Source organism: Citrobacter farmeri, assembly GCF_019048065.1.
GTDB lineage: Bacteria > Pseudomonadota > Gammaproteobacteria > Enterobacterales > Enterobacteriaceae > Citrobacter_A > Citrobacter_A farmeri.
The window spans coordinates 4,810,921-4,834,044 of the sequence record NZ_CP077291.1 but is presented as its reverse complement, the minus strand read 5'-3'; the positions used below and the strand labels follow the sequence as shown (position 1 = coordinate 4,834,044).

Annotated in this window: 22 protein-coding genes; 17 read left to right on the top strand and 5 right to left on the bottom strand. The window is 51.3% G+C overall.

Annotated elements, in window-relative coordinates:
- The first annotated feature begins 602 nt into the window (after nucleotides 1-602).
- The 16 genes from atpI to phoU all read left to right on the top strand — a co-directional run bounded on the left by atpI (nucleotide 603) and on the right by phoU (nucleotide 16,150).
- Nucleotides 603-983 (top strand): F0F1 ATP synthase subunit I, encoded by a 381-nt coding sequence (gene atpI, locus I6L53_RS22840; protein WP_042323565.1) that lies wholly within the window; start codon nucleotides 603-605, stop codon nucleotides 981-983.
- 8 nt (nucleotides 984-991) lie between these two features.
- Nucleotides 992-1,807, top strand: a complete 816-nt coding sequence (atpB, locus tag I6L53_RS22835) for a F0F1 ATP synthase subunit A (protein WP_042323563.1) — start codon at nucleotides 992-994, stop codon at nucleotides 1,805-1,807.
- Nucleotides 1,808-1,853: 46 nt separating this feature from the next.
- Nucleotides 1,854-2,093: a F0F1 ATP synthase subunit C gene (atpE, locus tag I6L53_RS22830; RefSeq protein WP_000429386.1), complete on the top strand. Its 240-nt coding sequence runs from the start codon at nucleotides 1,854-1,856 to the stop codon at nucleotides 2,091-2,093.
- A 59-nt stretch (nucleotides 2,094-2,152) separates the two neighbouring features.
- A complete protein-coding gene (atpF, locus tag I6L53_RS22825) occupies nucleotides 2,153-2,623 on the top strand; it encodes a F0F1 ATP synthase subunit B (RefSeq protein ID WP_003827022.1) in 471 nt (156 codons plus the stop codon).
- Between the two features lie 14 nt (nucleotides 2,624-2,637).
- Nucleotides 2,638-3,171, top strand: coding sequence for a F0F1 ATP synthase subunit delta (gene atpH, locus I6L53_RS22820; protein ID WP_042323561.1), 534 nt, complete (start codon nucleotides 2,638-2,640; stop codon nucleotides 3,169-3,171).
- 12 nt (nucleotides 3,172-3,183) lie between these two features.
- Nucleotides 3,184-4,725: a F0F1 ATP synthase subunit alpha gene (gene atpA, locus I6L53_RS22815; RefSeq protein ID WP_042323559.1), complete on the top strand. Its 1,542-nt coding sequence runs from the start codon at nucleotides 3,184-3,186 to the stop codon at nucleotides 4,723-4,725.
- Nucleotides 4,726-4,775: 50 nt separating this feature from the next.
- A complete protein-coding gene (atpG, locus tag I6L53_RS22810; protein ID WP_005121458.1) occupies nucleotides 4,776-5,639 on the top strand; it encodes a F0F1 ATP synthase subunit gamma in 864 nt (287 codons plus the stop codon).
- Nucleotides 5,640-5,665: 26 nt separating this feature from the next.
- Nucleotides 5,666-7,048 (top strand): F0F1 ATP synthase subunit beta, encoded by a 1,383-nt coding sequence (gene atpD, locus I6L53_RS22805; RefSeq protein WP_003023806.1) that lies wholly within the window; start codon nucleotides 5,666-5,668, stop codon nucleotides 7,046-7,048.
- Between the two features lie 20 nt (nucleotides 7,049-7,068).
- Nucleotides 7,069-7,488 carry a F0F1 ATP synthase subunit epsilon gene (locus I6L53_RS22800; protein ID WP_003023809.1) on the top strand — a complete coding sequence of 140 codons (420 nt, stop codon included), beginning with the start codon at nucleotides 7,069-7,071 and terminating at the stop codon, nucleotides 7,486-7,488.
- A 311-nt stretch (nucleotides 7,489-7,799) separates the two neighbouring features.
- A complete protein-coding gene (gene glmU, locus I6L53_RS22795; protein ID WP_042323556.1) occupies nucleotides 7,800-9,170 on the top strand; it encodes a bifunctional UDP-N-acetylglucosamine diphosphorylase/glucosamine-1-phosphate N-acetyltransferase GlmU in 1,371 nt (456 codons plus the stop codon).
- A gap of 229 nt (nucleotides 9,171-9,399) precedes the next feature.
- On the top strand, nucleotides 9,400-11,229 hold the full coding sequence (gene glmS, locus I6L53_RS22790) for a glutamine--fructose-6-phosphate transaminase (isomerizing) (protein WP_042323554.1): 1,830 nt from the start codon (nucleotides 9,400-9,402) through the stop codon (nucleotides 11,227-11,229).
- A 318-nt stretch (nucleotides 11,230-11,547) separates the two neighbouring features.
- Complete coding sequence (pstS, locus tag I6L53_RS22785; RefSeq protein ID WP_042323552.1) at nucleotides 11,548-12,585, top strand: phosphate ABC transporter substrate-binding protein PstS; 1,038 nt, start codon at nucleotides 11,548-11,550, stop codon at nucleotides 12,583-12,585.
- A 144-nt stretch (nucleotides 12,586-12,729) separates the two neighbouring features.
- Nucleotides 12,730-13,689, top strand: a complete 960-nt coding sequence (pstC, locus tag I6L53_RS22780; protein WP_042323550.1) for a phosphate ABC transporter permease PstC — start codon at nucleotides 12,730-12,732, stop codon at nucleotides 13,687-13,689.
- On the top strand, nucleotides 13,689-14,579 hold the full coding sequence (gene pstA, locus I6L53_RS22775) for a phosphate ABC transporter permease PstA (RefSeq protein ID WP_042323548.1): 891 nt from the start codon (nucleotides 13,689-13,691) through the stop codon (nucleotides 14,577-14,579). The genes pstC and pstA overlap by 1 nt, the downstream gene beginning before the upstream one ends.
- Nucleotides 14,580-14,626: 47 nt before the next feature.
- Nucleotides 14,627-15,400 (top strand): phosphate ABC transporter ATP-binding protein PstB, encoded by a 774-nt coding sequence (gene pstB, locus I6L53_RS22770; RefSeq protein ID WP_042323546.1) that lies wholly within the window; start codon nucleotides 14,627-14,629, stop codon nucleotides 15,398-15,400.
- 24 nt (nucleotides 15,401-15,424) lie between these two features.
- Complete coding sequence (gene phoU, locus I6L53_RS22765) at nucleotides 15,425-16,150, top strand: phosphate signaling complex protein PhoU (RefSeq protein WP_042323545.1); 726 nt, start codon at nucleotides 15,425-15,427, stop codon at nucleotides 16,148-16,150.
- 89 nt (nucleotides 16,151-16,239) lie between these two features.
- On the opposite strand, the gene yieH is transcribed toward phoU, so the two are convergent.
- A complete protein-coding gene (yieH, locus tag I6L53_RS22760; protein ID WP_042323543.1) occupies nucleotides 16,240-16,905 on the bottom strand; it encodes a 6-phosphogluconate phosphatase in 666 nt (221 codons plus the stop codon).
- Between the two features lie 166 nt (nucleotides 16,906-17,071).
- On the opposite strand from yieH, the gene adeP reads away from it, so the two are divergent.
- Nucleotides 17,072-18,409, top strand: a complete 1,338-nt coding sequence (adeP, locus tag I6L53_RS22755; protein ID WP_042323541.1) for an adenine permease AdeP — start codon at nucleotides 17,072-17,074, stop codon at nucleotides 18,407-18,409.
- Between the two features lie 90 nt (nucleotides 18,410-18,499).
- Here the strand turns inward: adeP and I6L53_RS22750 are convergent, their stop codons facing one another.
- From I6L53_RS22750 to tnaA, 4 genes are all read right to left on the bottom strand, one after another.
- Nucleotides 18,500-19,066, bottom strand: a complete 567-nt coding sequence (locus I6L53_RS22750) for an NADPH-dependent FMN reductase (protein WP_042323539.1) — start codon at nucleotides 19,064-19,066, stop codon at nucleotides 18,500-18,502.
- Nucleotides 19,067-19,076: 10 nt separating this feature from the next.
- The gene (locus I6L53_RS22745; protein ID WP_042323538.1) at nucleotides 19,077-19,826 is read right to left on the bottom strand and encodes a 4'-phosphopantetheinyl transferase family protein; all 750 of its coding nucleotides are present in this window, start codon (nucleotides 19,824-19,826) and stop codon (nucleotides 19,077-19,079) included.
- A gap of 303 nt (nucleotides 19,827-20,129) precedes the next feature.
- A complete protein-coding gene (gene tnaB / locus I6L53_RS22740) occupies nucleotides 20,130-21,380 on the bottom strand; it encodes a low affinity tryptophan permease TnaB (protein WP_042323535.1) in 1,251 nt (416 codons plus the stop codon).
- A gap of 113 nt (nucleotides 21,381-21,493) precedes the next feature.
- Entirely contained in the window at nucleotides 21,494-22,909 is a 1,416-nt protein-coding gene (gene tnaA / locus I6L53_RS22735) for a tryptophanase (protein ID WP_042323533.1), read from the bottom strand.
- Between the last annotated feature and the right edge of the window lie 215 nt (nucleotides 22,910-23,124).

The window sequence follows — 23,124 nt, the reverse complement described above, 5'->3', positions numbered from 1 at the left end:
AAATAGAAAAAATCCGGACTTTTTCTTGTTAAAATACTGAGACATTTTTGCTGATATAAGTCGTTACACTTAACGCCACGTTCACTGTCTATTATCAACAGAGCAACGTGGCGTTTTTGGCTAAAGATAAAATTAGTCAACACTGAAAATATCAGGCTGCTAAAAATCCAGACATAGAATCACTCTCTGGTGTTGAATTTTTATTAAAAATGTCAATGGTTGGTTTTTGAGATGTAATCAGTCGTTTTTAAAAGAGTGAGTGATTTTAGGCTTAAATATCAGAAAGTTGAAAAGGCATCATTTGCCAAGTAAATAAATACCGTCGGGGCGAATATGCTTAATATGTGATCTGAAGCACGCTTTAACACCAGTGTTTACGCGCCATTTGCAGTTTTGCATGATCGTTCACAGTTTGGCTAAAAGTCATAAATGTGGGCCAGGGAAAAATATTTAAACATTTATTCACCTTTTAGCTACTTATTGTTTGAAATCACGAGGGCGCACCGTATAATTTGACCGCTTTTTGATGCTTGACTCCAGGCCTTAAAGAACGTTTTATACGACACGCGGCATACCTCGAAGGGAGCAGGAGTAAAAACGTGATGTCTGTGTCGCTCTTGAGTCGAAACGTTGCTCGTAAGCTTCTGTTCATTCAGTTTCTGGCGGTAGTAGCAAGTGGATTGCTGTTCAGCCTCAAAGACCTCTTCTGGGGCACTTCCGCAATATGCGGAGGTATGGCAGTCTTTCTGCCTAACGTGTTGTTTATGATATTTGCCTGGCGTCACCAGGCGCATACACCTGCTAAAGGCCGAGTGGCCTGGACGTTCGCCTTCGGCGAAGCCTTCAAGGTGTTAGCTATGCTGATATTGCTGGTGGTGGCGCTGGCGGTTTTCAAGGCGGTATTTTTGCCGCTGATCGTTACGTGGGTTTTGGTGCTGGTGGTTCAGATACTGGCGCCGGCTGTAATTAACAACAAAGGGTAAAAGGCATCATGGCTTCAGAAAATATGACGCCGCAGGATTACATAGGACACCATCTGAACAACCTTCAGCTGGACCTGCGTACATTCTCGCTGGTGGATCCGCATAACCCCCCAGCCACCTTCTGGACGCTCAATATTGACTCCATGTTTTTCTCGGTGGTGCTGGGTCTGTTGTTCCTGCTTATGTTCCGCAGCGTAGCCAAAAAGGCGACCAGCGGCGTACCAGGCAAGTTTCAGACCGCGATTGAGCTGATAATCGGCTTTGTGCATGGTAGCGTGAAAGACATGTACCATGGCAAAAGCAAGCTGATTGCACCGCTGGCCCTGACGATCTTCGTCTGGGTATTCCTGATGAACCTGATGGATTTACTGCCAATCGACTTGCTGCCATACATCGGCGAGCATATCTTCGGTCTGCCTGCACTGCGTGTGGTTCCGTCTGCTGACGTGAACATTACCCTGTCCATGGCGCTCGGCGTATTTATCCTCATTCTGTTCTACAGCATCAAAATGAAAGGCATCGGTGGCTTCACGAAAGAGTTGACGCTGCAGCCGTTCAATCACTGGGCGTTCATCCCTGTCAACTTAATCCTTGAAGGGGTAAGTCTGCTGTCAAAACCGGTTTCTCTCGGTCTGCGACTGTTCGGCAACATGTATGCCGGTGAGCTGATTTTCATTCTGATTGCTGGTCTGTTGCCGTGGTGGTCACAGTGGATCCTGAATGTGCCGTGGGCCATTTTCCACATCCTGATTATTACGCTGCAAGCCTTCATCTTCATGGTTCTGACGATCGTCTATCTGTCGATGGCGTCTGAAGAGCATTAATTTACCAACACTACTACGTTTTAACTGAAACAAACTGGAGACTGTCATGGAAAACCTGAATATGGATCTGCTGTACATGGCTGCCGCTGTGATGATGGGTCTGGCGGCAATCGGTGCTGCGATCGGTATCGGCATCCTCGGGGGTAAATTCCTGGAAGGCGCAGCGCGTCAACCTGATCTGATTCCTCTGCTGCGTACTCAGTTCTTTATCGTTATGGGTCTGGTGGATGCTATCCCGATGATCGCTGTAGGTCTGGGTCTGTACGTGATGTTCGCTGTCGCGTAGTAAGCGTTGCTTGAATTAAGAGCAATATCAGAACGTTAACTAGATAGAGGCATTGTGCTGTGAATCTTAACGCAACAATCCTCGGCCAGGCCATCGCGTTTGTCCTGTTTGTTCTGTTCTGCATGAAGTATGTATGGCCGCCGTTAATGGCTGCCATCGAGAAGCGTCAAAAAGAAATTGCTGACGGTCTTGCTTCTGCTGAACGCGCACACAAGGATCTTGACCTTGCAAAGGCCAGCGCGACCGACCAGCTGAAAAAAGCGAAGGCGGAAGCTCAGGTAATCATCGAGCAGGCGAACAAACGTCGCGCTCAGATCCTGGACGAAGCCAAAACGGAAGCAGAGCAGGAACGTACTAAAATCGTGGCCCAGGCGCAGGCGGAAATTGATGCCGAGCGTAAACGTGCACGTGAAGAGCTGCGTAAGCAAGTTGCTATCCTGGCTGTTGCTGGCGCCGAGAAGATCATCGAACGTTCCGTGGATGAAGCTGCTAACAGCGACATCGTGGATAAACTTGTCGCTGAACTGTAAGGAGGGAGGGGCTGATGTCTGAATTTATTACGGTAGCTCGCCCCTACGCCAAAGCAGCTTTTGACTTTGCCGTCGAACACCAATGTGTAGAGCGCTGGCAGGACATGCTGGCGTTTGCCGCTGAGGTGACTAAGAACGAACAAATGGCAGAGCTTCTCTCTGGTGCACTGGCGCCGGAAACGCTCGCTAAGTCGTTTATCGCAGTTTGCGGTGAGCAACTGGACGAAAACGGTCAGAACCTGATTAAGGTGATGGCTGAGAATAACCGTCTGAACGCGCTCCCGGATGTTCTTGAGCAGTTTATTCACCTGCGTGCCGCGAGTGAGTCTATCTCTGAGGTAGAAGTCACGTCCGCGAACGAATTGAGTGAAGAACAGCTTACGAAGATTAGCGCTGCGATGGAAAAACGTCTGTCACGCAAAGTTAAGCTGAATTGCAAAATCGATAAGTCTGTAATGGCGGGCGTAATCATCCGTGCGGGTGATATGGTCATTGATGGCAGCGTACGCGGCCGTCTTGAACGCCTTGCAGACGTCTTGCAGTCTTAAGGGGACTGGAGCATGCAACTGAATTCCACCGAAATCAGCGAACTGATCAAGCAGCGCATTGCTCAGTTCAATGTTGTGAGTGAAGCTCACAACGAAGGTACTATTGTTTCTGTAAGTGACGGTGTTATCCGCATTCACGGCCTGGCCGATTGTATGCAGGGTGAGATGATTTCCCTGCCGGGTAACCGTTACGCTATCGCACTGAACCTGGAGCGCGACTCCGTGGGTGCAGTGGTGATGGGCCCATACGCTGACCTCGCCGAAGGCATGAAGGTTAAGTGTACGGGTCGTATTCTGGAAGTTCCGGTTGGCCGTGGCCTGCTGGGTCGTGTGGTGAACACTCTGGGTTCCCCGATTGACGGTAAAGGTCCGGTTGATAACGATGGCTTCTCGCCAATCGAAGTTATCGCACCGGGCGTAATCGAACGTCAGTCCGTCGATCAGCCGGTGCAGACCGGTTATAAATCCGTTGATGCCATGATCCCAATCGGTCGTGGTCAGCGTGAATTGATCATCGGTGACCGTCAGACCGGTAAAACCGCGATGGCAATCGATGCCATCATCAACCAGCGTGACTCCGGCATCAAATGTGTGTACGTGGCAATTGGCCAGAAAGCGTCCACCATTTCTAACGTGGTTCGTAAACTGGAAGAACACGGCGCACTTGCTAACACCATCGTTGTGGTGGCGACCGCGTCTGAATCTGCTGCATTGCAGTACCTGGCACCGTATGCTGGTTGCGCAATGGGCGAATACTTCCGTGACCGCGGTGAAGATGCACTGATCGTTTATGATGACCTGTCTAAACAGGCTGTTGCTTACCGTCAGGTTTCCCTGCTACTCCGTCGTCCACCAGGACGTGAAGCATTCCCGGGTGACGTATTCTACCTCCACTCCCGTCTGCTGGAGCGCGCATCCCGCGTTAACGCGGAATACGTTGAGAAATTCACCAATGGTGAAGTGAAAGGTAAAACCGGCTCCCTGACCGCTCTGCCGATTATCGAAACCCAGGCGGGTGACGTTTCTGCGTTCGTTCCGACCAACGTAATTTCTATTACCGATGGTCAGATCTTCCTGGAAACCAACCTGTTCAACTCCGGTATTCGTCCGGCAGTTAACCCGGGTATCTCCGTATCTCGTGTAGGTGGTGCAGCGCAGACCAAGATCATCAAGAAACTGTCCGGTGGTATTCGTACCGCGCTGGCACAGTATCGTGAACTGGCAGCGTTTTCTCAGTTCGCTTCCGACCTGGATGAGGCTACTCGTAAGCAGCTGAGTCACGGTCAGAAAGTAACTGAACTGCTGAAGCAGAAACAGTATGCCCCAATGTCTGTTGCACAACAGGGTGTGGTGCTGTTTGCGGCTGAACGCGGTTACCTCGAAGATGTGGAACTGGCGAAAATCGGTAGCTTCGAAGCCGCTCTGCTGGCTTACGTCGACCGTGATCACGCTCCGCTGATGCAAGAGATTAACCAGTCCGGTGGCTATAACGACGAAATCGAAGGCAAGCTGAAAGCTATCCTCGATTCCTTCAAAGCAACCCAGTCCTGGTAACGTCTGGCGGCTTGTCTTAGGACAGGCCGCAAGGCATTGAGGAGAAGCTCATGGCCGGCGCAAAAGAGATACGTAGTAAGATCGCAAGCGTCCAGAACACGCAGAAGATCACTAAAGCGATGGAGATGGTCGCCGCTTCCAAAATGCGTAAATCGCAGGATCGCATGGCGGCCAGCCGTCCTTATGCAGAGACCATGCGCAAAGTGATTGGTCACCTTGCGAATGGTAATCTGGAATATAAGCACCCATACCTGGAAGAACGCGACGTTAAACGCGTGGGCTACCTGGTGGTGTCGACTGACCGTGGTCTGTGCGGTGGCTTGAACATTAACCTGTTCAAAAAGCTGCTGGCGGATATGAAAACATGGTCCGATAAAGGCGTTCAGTGCGACATCGCAATGATCGGCTCTAAGGGCGTGTCTTTCTTTAATTCCGTTGGTGGTAACGTGGTTGCTCAGGTAACCGGTATGGGGGATAACCCTTCCCTGTCCGAACTGATCGGTCCGGTTAAAGTGATGCTGCAGGCCTACGATGAAGGTCGTCTGGACAGACTGTACGTTGTCAGCAACAAATTTATCAACACCATGTCTCAGGTTCCGACTCTCACTCAACTGCTGCCATTACCGGCATCAGAAGATGAAGAGTTAAAACAAAAAGCCTGGGATTACCTGTATGAACCCGATCCGAAACCGCTGCTGGATACCCTGCTGCGTCGTTACGTTGAATCTCAGGTTTATCAGGGCGTGGTAGAAAACCTGGCCAGCGAGCAGGCCGCACGTATGGTGGCGATGAAAGCCGCGACCGACAATGGCGGCAGCCTGATTAAAGAGCTGCAGTTGGTGTACAACAAAGCTCGTCAGGCCAGCATTACTCAGGAACTCACCGAAATTGTCGGTGGTGCATCCGCGGTATAACCAGGTTAATTCGTAGAGGATTCAAGATGGCTACTGGAAAAATTGTCCAGGTAATCGGCGCCGTGGTTGACGTCGAATTCCCTCAGGATGCCGTACCGCGCGTGTACGATGCTCTTGAGGTTATGAATGGTAAAGAGAGTCTGGTGCTGGAAGTTCAGCAGCAGCTCGGCGGCGGTATCGTACGTACCATCGCGATGGGTTCTTCCGACGGTCTGCGTCGTGGTCTGGAAGTAAAAGACCTCGAACACCCGATCGAAGTCCCGGTAGGTAAAGCAACTCTGGGTCGTATCATGAACGTCCTGGGTCACCCGATCGACATGAAAGGCGATATCGGTGAAGAAGAGCGTTGGGCTATCCACCGCGCAGCGCCATCCTATGAAGAGCTGTCCAGCTCTCAGGAACTGCTGGAAACCGGTATCAAAGTTATCGACCTGATGTGTCCGTTTGCGAAGGGCGGTAAAGTCGGTCTGTTCGGTGGTGCGGGTGTAGGTAAAACCGTAAACATGATGGAACTCATCCGTAACATCGCGATCGAGCACTCCGGTTACTCCGTGTTTGCGGGCGTAGGTGAACGTACTCGTGAGGGTAACGACTTCTACCACGAAATGACCGATTCCAACGTTCTGGATAAAGTATCCCTGGTATATGGCCAGATGAACGAGCCGCCGGGAAACCGTCTGCGCGTTGCGCTGACCGGTCTGACCATGGCAGAGAAATTCCGTGACGAAGGTCGTGACGTACTGCTGTTCGTCGATAACATCTATCGTTACACCCTGGCCGGTACGGAAGTATCCGCACTGCTGGGCCGTATGCCATCAGCGGTAGGCTACCAGCCAACCCTGGCGGAAGAGATGGGTGTTCTGCAGGAACGTATCACTTCTACCAAAACCGGTTCTATTACCTCCGTTCAGGCGGTATACGTACCTGCGGATGACTTGACTGACCCGTCACCAGCCACCACCTTTGCTCACTTAGATGCAACTGTGGTACTGAGCCGTCAGATCGCGTCTCTGGGTATCTACCCGGCCGTTGACCCGCTGGATTCCACCAGCCGTCAGCTGGATCCACTGGTGGTTGGTCAGGAACACTACGACACCGCGCGTGGCGTACAGTCCCTGCTGCAACGTTACCAGGAACTGAAAGACATCATCGCCATCCTGGGTATGGATGAACTGTCTGAAGAAGACAAACTGGTGGTAGCTCGTGCACGTAAGATCCAGCGCTTCCTGTCCCAGCCGTTCTTCGTTGCGGAAGTCTTCACCGGTTCTCCGGGGAAATACGTTTCCCTGAAAGACACCATCCGTGGCTTTAAAGGCATCATGGAAGGCGAGTATGACCACCTGCCAGAGCAGGCGTTCTACATGGTTGGTTCTATCGACGAAGCCGTAGAAAAAGCCAAAAAACTTTAACGCCTTAATCGGAGGGTGATATGGCAATGACTTACCACCTGGACGTCGTCAGCGCAGAGCAACAAATGTTCTCTGGTCTGGTCGAGAAAATCCAGGTAACGGGTAGTGAAGGTGAACTGGGCATTTTCCCAGGGCACGCTCCGCTGCTCACCGCCATTAAGCCTGGTATGATCCGCATCGTTAAACAGTTCGGTCATGAAGAGTTTATCTACCTGTCTGGCGGCATTCTCGAAGTGCAACCTGGCAGCGTGACCGTACTGGCTGATACCGCGATTCGCGGGCAGGATCTCGATGAAGCGAGAGCCCTGGAAGCGAAACGTAAGGCTGAAGAGCACATTAAGAGCTCTCATGGTGACGTGGATTACGCTCAGGCATCTGCGGAACTGGCCAAAGCGATCGCGAAACTGCGCGTTATCGAGTTGACCAAAAAAGCGATGTAACACCGGGTTGAAAAATAAAAACCAGTCTGATTTCAGGCTGGTTTTTTTTTGCCTGTCATTATTGTGCTTTTATGTCATCTTTCTTTATGGGCCAAAAAAAGAGCAAAAACATTAGCCTGGCGCGTTATTCACGATATCAGGTGACTTTTCAGAAGACAAAAGCCGTAGAAATGGACGAAAATGTCTCTATCTCCGTTGGGGAAAACTCGTGATTGTGCGTTTTATCCTCTTCCCATTTTACGATGAAAAAAATGTAGTATTTTCAAAGTGAAACGGTATAAATTCGTTCTCAAATTACAGTCAGGACGCGTATGTTGAATAAAGCGATGAGCGTAGTGATCCTTGCCGCAGGCAAAGGCACTCGTATGTATTCCGATCTTCCAAAAGTGCTTCATACCCTTGCCGGGAAATCGATGGTTCAGCATGTCATTGATGTTGCTAATGAATTAGGTTCATCACAGGTACATCTGGTTTACGGCCACGGTGGCGATCTGCTTAAAAAAAGCCTGAAAGAAGACAACCTGAACTGGGTGTTGCAGGCGGAGCAGTTGGGTACCGGCCACGCTATGCAGCAGGCAGCGCCTTTCTTTGGCGATGATGAAGATATTTTAATGCTCTACGGCGACGTCCCGCTGATCTCGATTGAAACCCTACAGCGTCTGCGCGATGCCAAACCCCAGGGGGGGATTGGTCTGCTCACGGTTAAGCTGGACGATCCGAGCGGCTATGGTCGTATCACGCGTGAAAATGGCAAAGTGACAGGTATCGTTGAGCATAAAGATGCCAGCGACGAACAGCGTCAGATTCAGGAAATCAATACCGGGATACTGATTGCAAATGGCGCTGACATGAAGCGCTGGCTGTCTAAACTGACCAATAACAATGCGCAGGGTGAATACTACATCACCGATATCATTGCGCTGGCTTATCAGGAAGGTCGTGAAATCGCGGCAGTTCATCCCGATCGCCTGAGTGAAGTCGAAGGCGTAAACAACCGCCTGCAACTTTCCCGTCTGGAACGTGTTTACCAGTCCGAGCAAGCGGAAAAACTGCTGCTGGCGGGCGTGATGCTGCGCGATCCGGCGCGATTTGATCTGCGCGGTACGCTCGTTCACGGGCGGGATGTTGAAATTGATACTAACGTTATCATCGAAGGTCGCGTCACGCTTGGTCATCGCGTGAAGATTGGGGCGGGTTGCGTCATTAAGAACAGCGTCATTGGCGATGATTGTGAAATCAGCCCGTACAGCGTGGTGGAAGATGCCCATCTGGACGTTGCCTGCACGATTGGACCGTTCGCTCGTTTGCGTCCTGGTGCGGAACTGATGGAAGGCGCTCACGTGGGCAACTTCGTTGAGATGAAGAAAGCGCGTCTCGGTAAAGGCTCTAAAGCCGGTCATCTGACCTATCTGGGCGATGCGGAAATTGGTGACAACGTGAACATTGGCGCAGGCACGATCACCTGCAATTACGATGGTGCGAACAAGTTTAAAACCATCATTGGCGACGATGTTTTTGTCGGATCCGATACCCAACTGGTGGCGCCGGTCTCCGTAGGAAATGGCGCCACCATTGCGGCGGGGACCACCGTCACCCGCGACGTTGCTGATAATGAACTGGTCATCAGCCGTGTGCCACAAGTACATAAGCCGGGATGGAAACGTCCGGTGAAGAAAAAGTAACAATAAGGCGGGTGGCGCTACGCTTACCCGCCCTACGATTGAGTAGGCCTGATAAGGCGTAGCCGTCATCAGGCAAACCCGGGAGAGGAGGTAAACATATACCTCCCGCCCAAAAGCAGTACCTATAAAAATAACCCCACTCTCTACAAGGCTCGGGGCGCCCGAAAAAACGGGCATACAGGTCGAAAGACAACGACAGGCATAATGCCTTGATTCGGAATAAAAAACTATGTGTGGAATTGTTGGCGCTATCGCGCAACGTGATGTAGCTGAAATCCTTCTCGAAGGTTTACGTCGTCTGGAATATCGTGGTTACGACTCTGCTGGTCTGGCCGTGGTGGACGCAGAAGGTCATATGACCCGTCTGCGTCGTCTGGGTAAAGTACAGATGCTGTCTCAGGCTGCGGAAGAACATCCGCTGCACGGCGGCACCGGTATTGCTCACACTCGTTGGGCTACGCATGGCGAACCTTCGGAAGCAAACGCGCATCCGCATGTTTCTGAGCACATTGTGGTGGTGCATAACGGCATCATCGAAAACCATGAACCGCTGCGTGAAGAACTGAAAGCACGCGGCTATACCTTCGTTTCAGAAACAGACACCGAAGTGATTGCTCACTTAGTACACTGGGAACTGGAACAGGGCGGTACGCTGCGTGATGCTGTGCTGCGCACCATCCCGCAACTGCGCGGCGCGTACGGTACGGTGATCATGGATACTCGTCATCCGGATACGCTGCTGGCTGCGCGTTCGGGTAGTCCGCTGGTTATCGGTCTGGGGATGGGCGAGAACTTTATCGCGTCCGATCAGCTGGCACTGTTGCCGGTGACCCGTCGCTTTATCTTCCTGGAAGAAGGCGATATTGCGGAAGTGACCCGTCGTTCTGTCGCGATTTTTGATAAAAATGGCGTGGACGTGAAGCGTCAGGATATTGAATCAAATCTGCAATATGACGCAGGTGATAAAGGCATCTATCGCCACTATATGCAGAAAGAGATCTACGAACAGCCGAACGCGATTAAAAACACCCTGACCGGGCGCATCAGCCATGGTGAAGTGGATTTAAGCGAACTCGGCCCGAAAGCCAACGAGCTGTTGTCTCAGGTTGAGCATATCCAGATCATCGCGTGTGGGACGTCTTACAACTCCGGGATGGTTTCTCGCTACTGGTTTGAATCTCTGGCCGGTATTCCTTGCGATGTCGAAATCGCCTCTGAATTCCGCTACCGCAAATCCGCAGTACGCCGTAACAGCCTGATGATCACTCTGTCTCAGTCTGGCGAAACGGCAGACACGCTGGCTGGTCTGCGTTTGTCGAAAGAGCTGGGTTACTTGGGATCCCTCGCCATCTGTAACGTTCCGGGTTCTTCCCTGGTGCGTGAATCGGATCTGGCGATGATGACCAATGCTGGCACGGAAATCGGCGTAGCGTCGACGAAAGCGTTTACCACGCAGTTGACCGTTCTGCTGATGCTGGTGGCAAAACTGGCGCGCCTGAAAGGTCTGGATGCGTCCATTGAACATGACATCGTTCATGGTCTGCAGGCGCTGCCGAGCCGTATCGAGCAAATGCTTTCTCAGGACAAGCGCATTGAAGCGTTGGCTGAAGATTTCTCTGACAAACACCACGCCCTGTTCCTGGGCCGTGGCGATCAGTATCCGATCGCTCTCGAAGGCGCGCTGAAGCTCAAAGAGATCTCCTACATTCACGCAGAAGCTTATGCAGCAGGTGAGCTGAAACACGGCCCGCTGGCGCTGATTGATGCCGATATGCCGGTTATCGTTGTTGCACCGAACAACGAACTGCTGGAAAAACTGAAGTCCAACATCGAAGAAGTGCGCGCCCGTGGCGGCCAACTGTATGTCTTCGCCGATCAGGATGCCGGTTTTACCAGCAGCGACAATATGCACATCATTGAGATGCCGCATGTGGAAGAGGTCATTGCGCCGATTTTCTACACCGTACCTTTACAGCTGCTGGCCTATCACGTGGCGCTGATTAAAGGCACCGACGTAGATCAGCCGCGTAACCTGGCTAAATCGGTTACCGTCGAGTAAAACGTTCATGCCCTGCGAAAGCGGGGCTTTTTTTTCACTCCTGCTCTGTTTTTAATCAATTCTCCCGCTGTTTTAATGTGACAAATCGTCATCTTCAGCTACTTTTTTCAGTGTCACAAAAAGAAAATTTTCCTGAAAAGCTATTGTCATATAGTCAGTTAACTTAATGATAATAATGGAAAAAATAACGCGTATTTAACGTAAATTTCCATTGTCATAAAACTGTCATATTTCGTACATTTAACTGTCACCTGTTTGTCCTATTTTGCTCATCGTAGCCACTTAACAATGATTTACGAAAATCTTGCAGGAGACATTATGAAAGTTATGCGTACCACTGTCGCAACTGTTGTCGCCGCGACCTTATCTATGAGCGCTTTCTCTGCGTTAGCAGCAAGTCTGACAGGTGCAGGTGCAACTTTTCCTGCGCCGGTGTATGCCAAATGGGCTGATACTTATCAGAAAGAGACCGGTAGTAAAGTCAACTACCAGGGTATCGGCTCCTCCGGTGGTGTTAAACAAATTACTGCAAATACCGTTGATTTCGGTGCCTCTGATGCGCCGTTGTCTGACGAAAAACTTAATCAGGAAGGCCTGTTCCAGTTCCCGACCGTCATTGGCGGCGTGGTGCTGGCGGTGAACATCCCGGGTCTGAAATCTGGCGAACTGGTGCTGGATGGTAAAACACTGGGTGACATCTATCTGGGTAAAATCAAGAAGTGGGATGATGAAGCTATCACCAAACTGAACCCAGGCGTGAAACTGCCTTCTCAGAACATCGCCGTCGTGCGTCGTGCTGATGGTTCCGGTACCTCCTTCGTCTTCACCAGTTATCTGGCAAAAGTAAACGAAGAGTGGAAAACCAAAGTGGGCGCAGGCTCTACCGTTAACTGGCCGACCGGCCTGGGCGGTAAAGGAAACGACGGTATCGCCGCGTTCGTACAGCGTCTGCCGGGCTCCATCGGCTACGTTGAATACGCTTACGCTAAGCAGAACAACCTGGCGTACACCAGGCTGATTTCTGCTGATGGTAAACCGGTCAGTCCGACCGAAGAGAATTTCGCTAACGCCGCAAAAGGTGCTGACTGGAGCAAATCCTTCGCACAGGATCTGACGAACCAGAAAGGTGATGATGCGTGGCCCATTACGTCCACAACTTTCATCCTGGTTCATAAAGAGCAGAAGAAACCTGAGCAGGGTGCTGAAGTGCTGAAATTCTTCGACTGGGCATACAAAAATGGTGGCAAACAGGCTAATGACCTGGATTACGCCAGCCTGCCGGACAGCGTGGTTGAGCAGATCCGTGCAGCATGGAAGACTAATGTGAAGGATAGCAGCGGTAAAGCGCTGTACTAACAGAATATCTTTGACGAATTGGCGGATGGCGCTACGCTTATCCGCCCTACAGTTATGAATGTAGGCCCGCTTTGTAGGCCGGATAAGCGTAGCGCCATCCGGCTGGGGCAACTTCGTAAACGCGTTTAATGGAAAGAGTGATTTATGGCTGCAACCAAGCCTGCTTTTAACCCACCGGGTAAAAAGGGCGACAAAATCTTCAGCGCGCTGGTAAAACTGGCTGCGCTGATTGTGCTATTGATGTTGGGTGGCATTATTGTCTCTCTGATCATCTCCTCCTGGCCCAGCATTGAGAAATTTGGTTTTTCATTTCTGTGGACCAAAGACTGGGACGCGCCAAACGACATCTACGGAGCGCTGGTACCGATCTACGGTACGCTGGTCACCTCTTTTATCGCACTGCTGATCGCTGTTCCGGTGAGCTTCGGCATTGCCCTGTTTCTGACTGAACTCGCGCCTGGCTGGCTGCGTCGCCCGCTGGGTATCGCGATTGAACTGCTGGCGGCGATCCCGAGTATCGTATATGGCATGTGGGGCCTGTTTATCTTTGCTCCGCTGTTTGCCACTTATTTCCAGGAGCCGGTCGGAAATATTCTTTCCAATATTCCGTTTGTCGGCGCGCTGTTCTCCGGCCCGGCGTTTGGTATCGGTATTCTGGCAGCAGGGGTAATCCTTGCCATTATGATCATCCCTTACATTGCAGCGGTAATGCGTGATGTGTTTGAACAGACGCCGGTGATGATGAAAGAGTCTGCCTACGGTATCGGCTGCACCACCTGGGAGGTTATCTGGCGCATCGTGCTACCGTTCACCAAAAATGGGGTGATCGGCGGCATTATGCTGGGTCTGGGGCGTGCATTGGGTGAAACGATGGCGGTTACCTTTATCATCGGTAACACCTACCAGCTCGACAGCGCGTCGCTGTATATGCCTGGCAACAGCATCACCTCGGCGCTGGCAAATGAATTTGCCGAAGCGGAATCCGGTCTGCACGTTGCGGCGTTGATGGAGCTGGGTCTGATTCTGTTTGTGATTACCTTCATCGTGCTGGCAGCGTCTAAGTTTATGATTTTGCGCCTTGCGAAGAATGAGGGGGCACGCTAATGGCTACGCTTGAAATGCAAACTACCGCAGAGCTGGCGGAATCCCGCCGCAAAATGCAGGCGCGTCGCCGGATGAAAAACCGCATTGCGCTCACGCTCTCAATGGCAACGATGGCATTTGGCCTTTTCTGGCTCATCTGGATCCTGATGTCCACGATTACCCGCGGTATTGACGGGATGTCGCTGGCGCTGTTCACCGAAATGACGCCGCCGCCGAATACGGCGGGTGGCGGTCTGGCGAATGCCCTGGCGGGCAGTGGTCTGTTGATCCTCTGGGCGACGGTGTTTGGTACGCCATTGGGCATCATGGCCGGGATTTATCTGGCGGAATATGGTCGCAAATCCTGGCTGGCGGAAGTGATTCGTTTCATCAATGACATTCTGCTTTCCGCCCCGTCTATTGTGGTTGGTCTGTTCGTGTACACCATCGTGGTGGCGCAGATGGAGCACTTCTCCGGTTGGGCGGGGGTGATCGCGCTGGCGCTGCTTCAGGTGCCAATCGTTATTAGAACCACCGAGAACATGTTGAAACTGGTGCCGGACAGCCTGCGTGAAGCGGCTTATGCGCTGGGAACGCCGAAGTGGAAAATGATCTCCGCGATTACATTGAAAGCGTCTGTTTCCGGGATCATGACCGGTATCCTGCTGGCGATTGCGCGTATCGCGGGTGAAACCGCCCCGCTGCTGTTTACTGCGCTCTCCAACCAGTTCTGGAGTACCGACATGATGCAGCCGATCGCCAACCTGCCGGTCACCATCTTTAAATTTGCGATGAGCCCGTTTGCTGAATGGCAGCAGCTGGCGTGGGCCGGGGTGCTGATCATCACGCTGTGCGTACTGCTGCTGAACATTCTGGCGCGCGTTATTTTCGCCAAGAGTAAACACGGTTAATTATTTGCGGCGTGGCCGATGCGACGTCGAATGAGGAAGAGATTGAAATGAGTATGGTTGATACTGCTCCGGGTAAGATTCAGGTTCGTGATTTGAACTTCTACTACGGCAAATTCCATGCCCTGAAGAACATTAACCTGGATATCGCTAAGAACCAGGTGACAGCGTTTATCGGACCCTCAGGCTGCGGTAAATCGACGCTGTTGCGTACGTTCAACAAGATGTTTGAACTGTACCCGGAACAGCGTGCGGAAGGTGAAATTCTGCTGGATGGTGACAATATCCTTACCAACACCCAGGATATCGCTCTGCTGCGCGCCAAAGTGGGGATGGTTTTCCAGAAGCCGACACCTTTTCCGATGTCTATCTACGACAATATCGCCTTTGGCGTGCGTCTGTTTGAAAAGTTGTCCCGTACGGATATGGACGAGCGCGTGCAGTGGGCGTTGACCAAGGCCGCATTGTGGAACGAAACCAAAGATAAATTGCACCAGAGTGGGTACTCTCTCTCCGGTGGTCAGCAGCAGCGTTTGTGCATCGCGCGGGGTATCGCTATTCGCCCGGAAGTCTTGCTGCTGGATGAGCCATGCTCAGCGCTGGATCCGATCTCAACAGGTCGTATCGAAGAGCTGATCACTGAGCTGAAACAGGATTACACCGTGGTGATTGTGACCCACAATATGCAGCAGGCTGCGCGTTGTTCCGATCATACGGCGTTTATGTACCTGGGCGAGTTGATTGAGTTCAGTAACACGGATGACCTGTTCACCAAGCCCGCGAAGAAACAAACCGAAGATTACATTACTGGCCGCTACGGTTGATATCCCCGGGCATCTGGAGAAATGATGGACAATTTAAACCTTAATAAACACATTTCCGGTCAGTTCAACGCCGAACTGGAAAGTATCCGCACTCAGGTAATGACGATGGGCGGCATGGTTGAGCAGCAGCTTTCTGATGCTATCACCGCGATGCACAATCAGGACAGCGAGCTGGCGAAACGCGTTGTTGATGGCGATAAGCACGTCAACATGATGGAAGTGGCGATCGATGAAGCCTGTGTTCGCATCATCGCCAAGCGCCAGCCTACGGCGAGCGACCTGCGTCTGGTGATGGCGATCATCAAAACCATCGCCGAGCTGGAGCGTATTGGTGACGTAGCGGATAAAATTTGTCGTACTGCACTGGAGAAATTCTCTCAGCAGCATCAGCCGCTGTTGGTGAGCCTGGAGTCACTGGGGCGTCATACCGTACAGATGCTGCACGACGTGCTGGATGCGTTTGCGCGTATGGATCTGGACGAAGCGGTTCGTATCTACCGTGAAGACAAGAAAGTTGACCAGGAATACGAAGGGATCGTGCGCCAACTGATGACCTACATGATGGAAGATTCGCGGACTATTCCCAGCGTGCTGACCGCGTTGTTCTGCGCGCGTTCTATCGAGCGTATTGGCGACCGCTGCCAGAATATCTGCGAGTACATCTTCTATTTCGTGAAGGGCCAGGATTTCCGCCACGTGGGTGGCGATGAACTGGATAAGCTGCTGGCGGGTAAAGATCCAAAAGAGTGATTTTTTGGCGGGTGGCGCTTCGCTTACCCGCCCTACAAAACCATGGATCCTGAAGGCCGGATAAGCGCGAGCGCCATCCGGCTTTTTTATTATCGCGTAATATTCCATCCGCGCGCCTTCCACAACGCCGGCAGTTGCGCCAGATCGGTAAAGGTCGTTACTTTGGGATGATCGATCGGCTTGTTGTGCGGATCGGCGCAGAAGTAGAACACTTCCATTCCTGCATCAATTCCCGACTGTGCACCAGCAGAAGAGTCATCTACCAGAATGCAGTTCTGCGCGTTGACGTTCATGGCTTTTGCCGCGTGGAACATCAGCGCCGGATCGGGCTTCCAGCGTTGAATATCGTAACCGCTGTACAGTTTGTCCGGGAAATGATGCAGCATGCCCAGTTTACCCAGCGAGTGCTGCATTTTACTGACCGGACCGTTTGAGACCACGCACATCGGCACCGTCATGCTGTCCAGCAGCGTATTTGCGCCAGGGATTACTTCCAGCTCTGAGTCGAACAGGCGTGCGACCTCGGCGCGGTAGACGGGTTCTAAGTCGGCTTTGGCCAACGTCACCCCATGCTCCTCATTAATGATATCAATGATTTCGTAGAGTTTTACGCCCTTAAAGCGTTTAAAAGTTTCTTCGAGATCGAGGGTGATACCGAATTCCTGGAACATTGCGACATACGCACGGGAACAGATCACTTCACTGTCGACCAGCGTACCGTCACAGTCGAAAAATACCGCTTCAATTCCGGACATGCCTTTCCCTTTTCATTAGTTTAACGTTTACGTACTGCCTGATTGTGCAACGCAATCGTTGCCGTATAAGCAAATTCAATGAAAAAAACATTTCACAATCACCCCCTATTGTCGCATTTTGGTATAGGATAGCGACGAATTTTCCCTCCTTGTTTGGAAATTGATAATGAGTCAACAACACACAACCCAGACGTCTGGTCAGGGGATGCTGGAACGCGTGTTTAAACTGCGCGAACATGGCACGACGGCACGGACCGAAGTGATAGCCGGTTTTACCACCTTCCTGACGATGGTTTACATCGTTTTTGTTAACCCGCAAATTTTGGGCGTTGCTGGCATGGACACCAGCGCCGTCTTCGTGACCACCTGTCTGATTGCCGCGTTTGGCAGCATTCTGATGGGTCTGTTCGCTAACCTGCCGGTGGCGCTGGCACCAGCGATGGGGCTGAATGCGTTCTTTGCTTTCGTGGTGGTCGGTGCGATGGGCCTGTCGTGGCAGGTCGGTATGGGGGCGATTTTCTGGGGCGCCGTCGGTCTGCTGCTGCTGACTATCTTCCGCGTGCGTTACTGGATGATTGCCAATATTCCGGTCAGTCTGCGCGTGGGTATTACCAGCGGTATCGGTTTATTCATCGGCATGATGGGACTGAAAAACGCGGGCGTGATCGTCGCGAATCCTGAAACGCTGGTCAGCATCGGTAATCTGACCTCCCACAGCGTACTGTTGGGCGTGCTCGGTTTCTTTATCATCGCTATCCTGGCGTCACGTAACATTCACGCCGCTGTACTGGTGTCTATCATCGTCACCACGCTGCTGGGCTGGTTGGTGGGTGATGTGCACTATAACGGCATTGTCTCTGCGCCACCGAGCGTCACGTCGGTGATTGGGCATGTCGATCTGGCGGGCTCGTTTAACATCGGTCTGGCAGGGGTTATTTTCTCCTTCATGCTGGTTAACCTGTTTGACTCCTCCGGAACATTGATTGGCGTGACTGACAAAGCCGGTCTGGCGGATGAAAAAGGCAAATTCCCGCGCATGAAACAGGCGCTGTTTGTTGATAGCGTCTCCTCCGTGACTGGGGCATTTATCGGTACCTCTTCCGTCACCGCTTATATCGAGTCTTCTTCCGGTGTTTCTGTCGGTGGGCGTACCGGTCTGACCGCCGTGGTTGTGGGTCTGCTGTTCCTGCTGGTGATCTTCCTGTCGCCGTTGGCAGGGATGGTACCGGGCTATGCGGCCGCGGGGGCGCTGATTTACGTTGGCGTGTTAATGACCTCCAGCCTGGCACGCGTGAAGTGGGACGACCTTACAGAATCTGTGCCGGCATTTATCACCGCCGTGATGATGCCATTCAGTTTCTCGATTACCGAAGGGATCGCGCTGGGCTTCATCTCTTACTGCGTGATGAAAATCGGTACCGGTCGTCTGCGCGATCTGAGTCCGTGCGTGGTGGTTGTGGCGCTGCTGTTTGTGCTGAAGATTGTGTTTATCGACGCGCACTAAGGTGCGGTTTGTGGTGTCAGGTGGCGCTTCGCTTACCTGACCTACAGAAGAGTGTAGGCCCGGTAAGCGCTAGCGCCACCGGGCTTTTTATTAGGCTTTAACCCGCTGGATGTAGTCGCCAAACGCGGTGAGCTGGCCAGTCAGATGGTCCAGCGTACTCTGATCGATCACTTCACCCGTCTGCGGGTCAACTTTGTTCTGAATCACGCCGCCCATAAATTCAGGCTTGTTCATCACCATCGCATCCAGGAAGACCAGAATCTGGCGCAGATGATACTGGCAGCGTGCACCGCCAATCGCCCCCATTGAGCTGGTCTGGATAAGCACCGGTTTGCCGGAAAGCGGCTGATCGGGCAGGCGCGACAGCCAGTCGATAGCATTCTTCAGGCCACCCGGTACCGAGTAGTTATATTCCGGAGTGACGATAACCACGCCATCGGCTTTACGGATGTGTTCAGCCAGCGCTTCGACGCTTGCCGGAAAACCTTCTTCCTGCTGCACGTCGGCATCGTAAAGCGGGATATCACCGATAGACGGTAACGCACTCACTTCCATTCCTGCCGGGGCGATTTTTGGCAGCGTACGGGCAACCATACCGTTAAACGAACCTTTGCGCAGGCTTCCCAGTAACGTAACAACATTCAACGTTTCAGACATGGTAACTCCATCAGTTATGCGTATAAGACGTCGCAGCAGATAATTGCGCGAATCGCATCAGACGACCCGTTGGCGCATTCGCGCGGGTCTGGATATCAGGCAGGCTTTTCCAGCCCTGCTTACCATCAAACTCCCAAAGTTGAAGTTTATCAATGCCTGGCGTAACCGCAACCGACCACACCAGCAGGTCTTCGGCATCACAGATAGCTTCAATCTGGGTAACATGCGCGCATTTCAGACGCCCGGCCCCCGGCAGCAGTTGTAGTTCACGCGGATCGTCATTACGGACGTCCCCCATCAGTTTCAGGAGGCTCTGACGTAAAGTGATCATCTGTGCACGCGCTTCGTCCGGATCGTTTTGCTTGCTGATCCACAGACTTTCAATGCTGGAAAAGGCCGGAACTTCAACAGAATGGGGGCTGATAAATCCTCGGGTAGCGCGCTGGAGTTCCATATCCAGTCCACATTCCCCTTCGGTGGTCAGCGTCACGCCGACCATATTGCCAGCATAGGCGATGGAAAAACTGGGCAAATTTTTATCGCGAAACGCCGGTTTTCCTTTGGCTTTGTATACGATTTCCGGTAACTCGAGCGTGCCATACAGCATGAACATCAGTTCGGCGAGAAGCCCTCGGGATGCCAGAAAACGAGTCTGGCGATGTGTTGGCAGTCTTCGTGCTTCATGATGACAGGATGACGGGAGACGCATCGAAATCAGGTGTCCTTCCGTCAGGATCCCTCTGGCAAAATGGGTCGCCATTTTTCTCTCCATGATTAATGGTCGTTGATAGTGACGAGATTAACATTTACTCGGTTTATAGACAGAGTAAATCGCCAAAAAGTACGACTGAATCAGCCTCCCTTACGCGCATTTACATTTCCTGGTACATATTGGCTGTTTTTGCGTCAGGACAGGTTGCTTAACAGGGATGTGATGGTCTCTTTTAATCCAGAGGTTTTGGGGAATGGCGCTGACGTTCACTGAGAGGTTGCCAGCTGGCTGCGCGGTCATATACAGAGACATGCCGCCTGAATGAGGCGGCATGTCAGCCAGGAGATACGGCTAACTGAATCGGGGTAACAGGTTGAAGACGTTGCCAAACCAGCAAACAATGACCGCCACGCCGAACAGGATTACGATAGTCGGGATAATGACTCCGCCCCAGACGGTAAACATTTTATTGGGGAACTTCTGGCGGGCTTTCAGAGCCAGTACCGCAGGGATGATCACGGCCCATATCGTTGCGCACAGTCCTGCGCCACCGATGCCATAGATAAAACCGTTCGGGAAGATTAAGTATAAAAGCGCCGGCGGCAGGAAGGTTAACAAGACGGTTTTAAAACGCCCCATCGCGGAGTTGTCGAATTTGAACAGATCCGCAAGATAGTCAAATAGCCCCAGCGTCACGCCAAAGAAGGAGCTGGCAACGGCCAGATTTGAAAAAACCAGCAGACAAAATTCGATAATTCCGGTTTGTCTGGTGCCGAGGAATGATTTCACTAATGAGTCAACATTACCGCCTGAGGCGATGATCTCACTGAAGCTTTCCCGCGAGATGTTGCCCATCGTGCAATACAGCCAGAACAGATAAATCACCAACGCCAGCAACGAACCAAAGACAATACTTTTTATTAATTTATCTTTTCTCTTGCCATAGCAGATGATCAGGCTGGGAATATTTCCGTGAAAGCCGAATGATGCAAGACATACCGGTAGAGCCATAAAAATATAGGGGAAGTAGGAGGCGTTGTTTTGGGCCTGGCCTGCTGTATCCCGCAATATAGAAAAATCGACCTGGAAGAAAAATGATCCAAAAACGATAATAAAAGAGATGATTTTAATCCCCAGAAACAGGGAGGTGATTCGGCTGGCGGCCAGTGAACTGATCCATAGCACGCTGGCGACAAAAATGGCGGTGCAGATGCCAACGATTCGGGGGTTAACGCGATACCCCATATTCATCGATATCGTTTCGCTAATAATGGCACCATTGGCAGAAATATAGGCATAAGTAAGAATGTAAAGAACAAAGGCGACCGTAAATCCACTCACAATGTTCCATTTGTTGCCAATAAGATCTTTAGTGATGGTATTAAAACTGGATCCGACGGGGTAATTTAAGTTTGCCTCTAATAACAGGAGTCCGGAATGCAGCATTGAAAACCAGGCGATTATTAAGATAAACGCCCCCCAAAAAAACCATGCGCCGGACAAATCAACGGGGAGAGCAAACATCCCCCCGCCAATCACCGTGCCGGCTATAACCATAATTCCCCAAAAAGAGGAATGTTTAGCATTCGAATTTTCTTCCATGATGCCTCATTAATTATAGTAAACCTATAATGTTTTAATTATGCAACAATGTTAAGGAAGTGGATTTATCGCTGGGGGTGGTTATATCGCATAACCACCCCTGATGCTTATAATTAAACTTCTTTCAGTTTAGCGGTGAAGTGACGTAATACTTTAGGTTCGTAGGTGAAGGTCAGCCCTTTAATATTCACTGCGTTTTCTTTGACATGCTCAAAGGCTTCGATAATGAAGTCCATATGAGATTGGGTATAGGTCGCCCTTGGTATCGTTAAACGCAGAAGCTCAGCCGGACAAGGTAATTGCTTACCGGTTTTAGGATCTCTGCCTAATAAGAATGAACCGATTTCAACGGCCCGGATACCGGCCACTTTATAGAGTTCGCAAGCGAGAGCCTGCGCCGGGAACTGTTCTGCCGGAATATGCGGCAACAATTTACCGGCATCAACAAATGCCGCGTGACCGCCCGCCTGTTGGCAGGTGACGCCAATCGCTTCCAGACCATCAACTAAGTATTGTACCTGCGCGATACGATAGGCCAGCCAGTCCTGGTTCATACCATCCACCAGACCCACCGCAAGACGCTCCATTGCCCCGCCTTCCAGACCACCGTATGTCGGGAAGCCTTCCTGTACGACGCACAGGGTTCTGCACTCGGTATAGACGTCAAAATAGGTGTCGTCTTTAATGCACAGTAAGCCGCCCATGGGCACCATCGCATCTTTTTTCGCGGACATTGCCAGCATATCGGCATATTTGTAAGTCTCGCGGGTAATTTCTTCAATGCTCCAGTCCCGGTATTCTGCTTCGCGTTTCTGGATGAAGTAAGCATTCTCGGCAAAGCGCGCAGAGTCCATTACTACCGGAATGTCATATTTTCTGGCGATGTTATACATCGCCTTCAGGTTGGCCAGTGAAACCGGTTGCCCACCTGCAGAGTTACTTGTAATGGTCGCCACAATATACGGTACGTTGTTTGCGCCGACTTCCTGAATGCCGCGCTCTAATCCATCGAGATCGAAATTACCCTTAAAGTCGTAACGAACACCCGTATCAAATGCCTCTTTGATATACACGTTCCGTACTGCACAACCGTTGATTTGGCTGTGTCCCTGGGTGGTATCGAAGAAGTAGTTGGAGAAAACCGCCATCTTACTTCTGTCTAACCCTTTTTCCTGCTCACGTTTTTTGATTAGTACCGGAATATAAATTTGTTCTGCACCACGGCCCTGGTGCGTTGGAATCGTATATTGATAACCAAAAATGTTTTTCACTGCTTCAGATAACGCATAATAACTGCGACTGCCGCTGTAGGCTTCGTCCCCGCGCAGCATGGCTGCTTGCATATTCTGCGTCACTGCGCCAGTACCGCTGTCGGTCAGCAGATCAATAAAGACATCTTCACTATCCAGCAGGAAAGGGTTCATCCCCGATTTAATGATTGCGTTATTCCGATGTTCTCTGGTTGTACGTTTTACCGGTTCAATAACACGAATACGGAAGGGTTCTGGTAAATGTTTAAAGTTATCCATGACATAATCCTTTAATTTATTTGACTGTATTAAATCAATACGTCCACACACGGGCATATATATGCCCGGCATAACTCATTCCCCATTTATTTTGACCATGACTGTCTTTTCGTTTAAAAAAACGAACAGGCATTCGTGGCGTTGCGATATGCAACCACAATGAGGCGTTGAGCTATGTTTGAGATGTGCCAAATGAACAGACTACGAATAGCCTA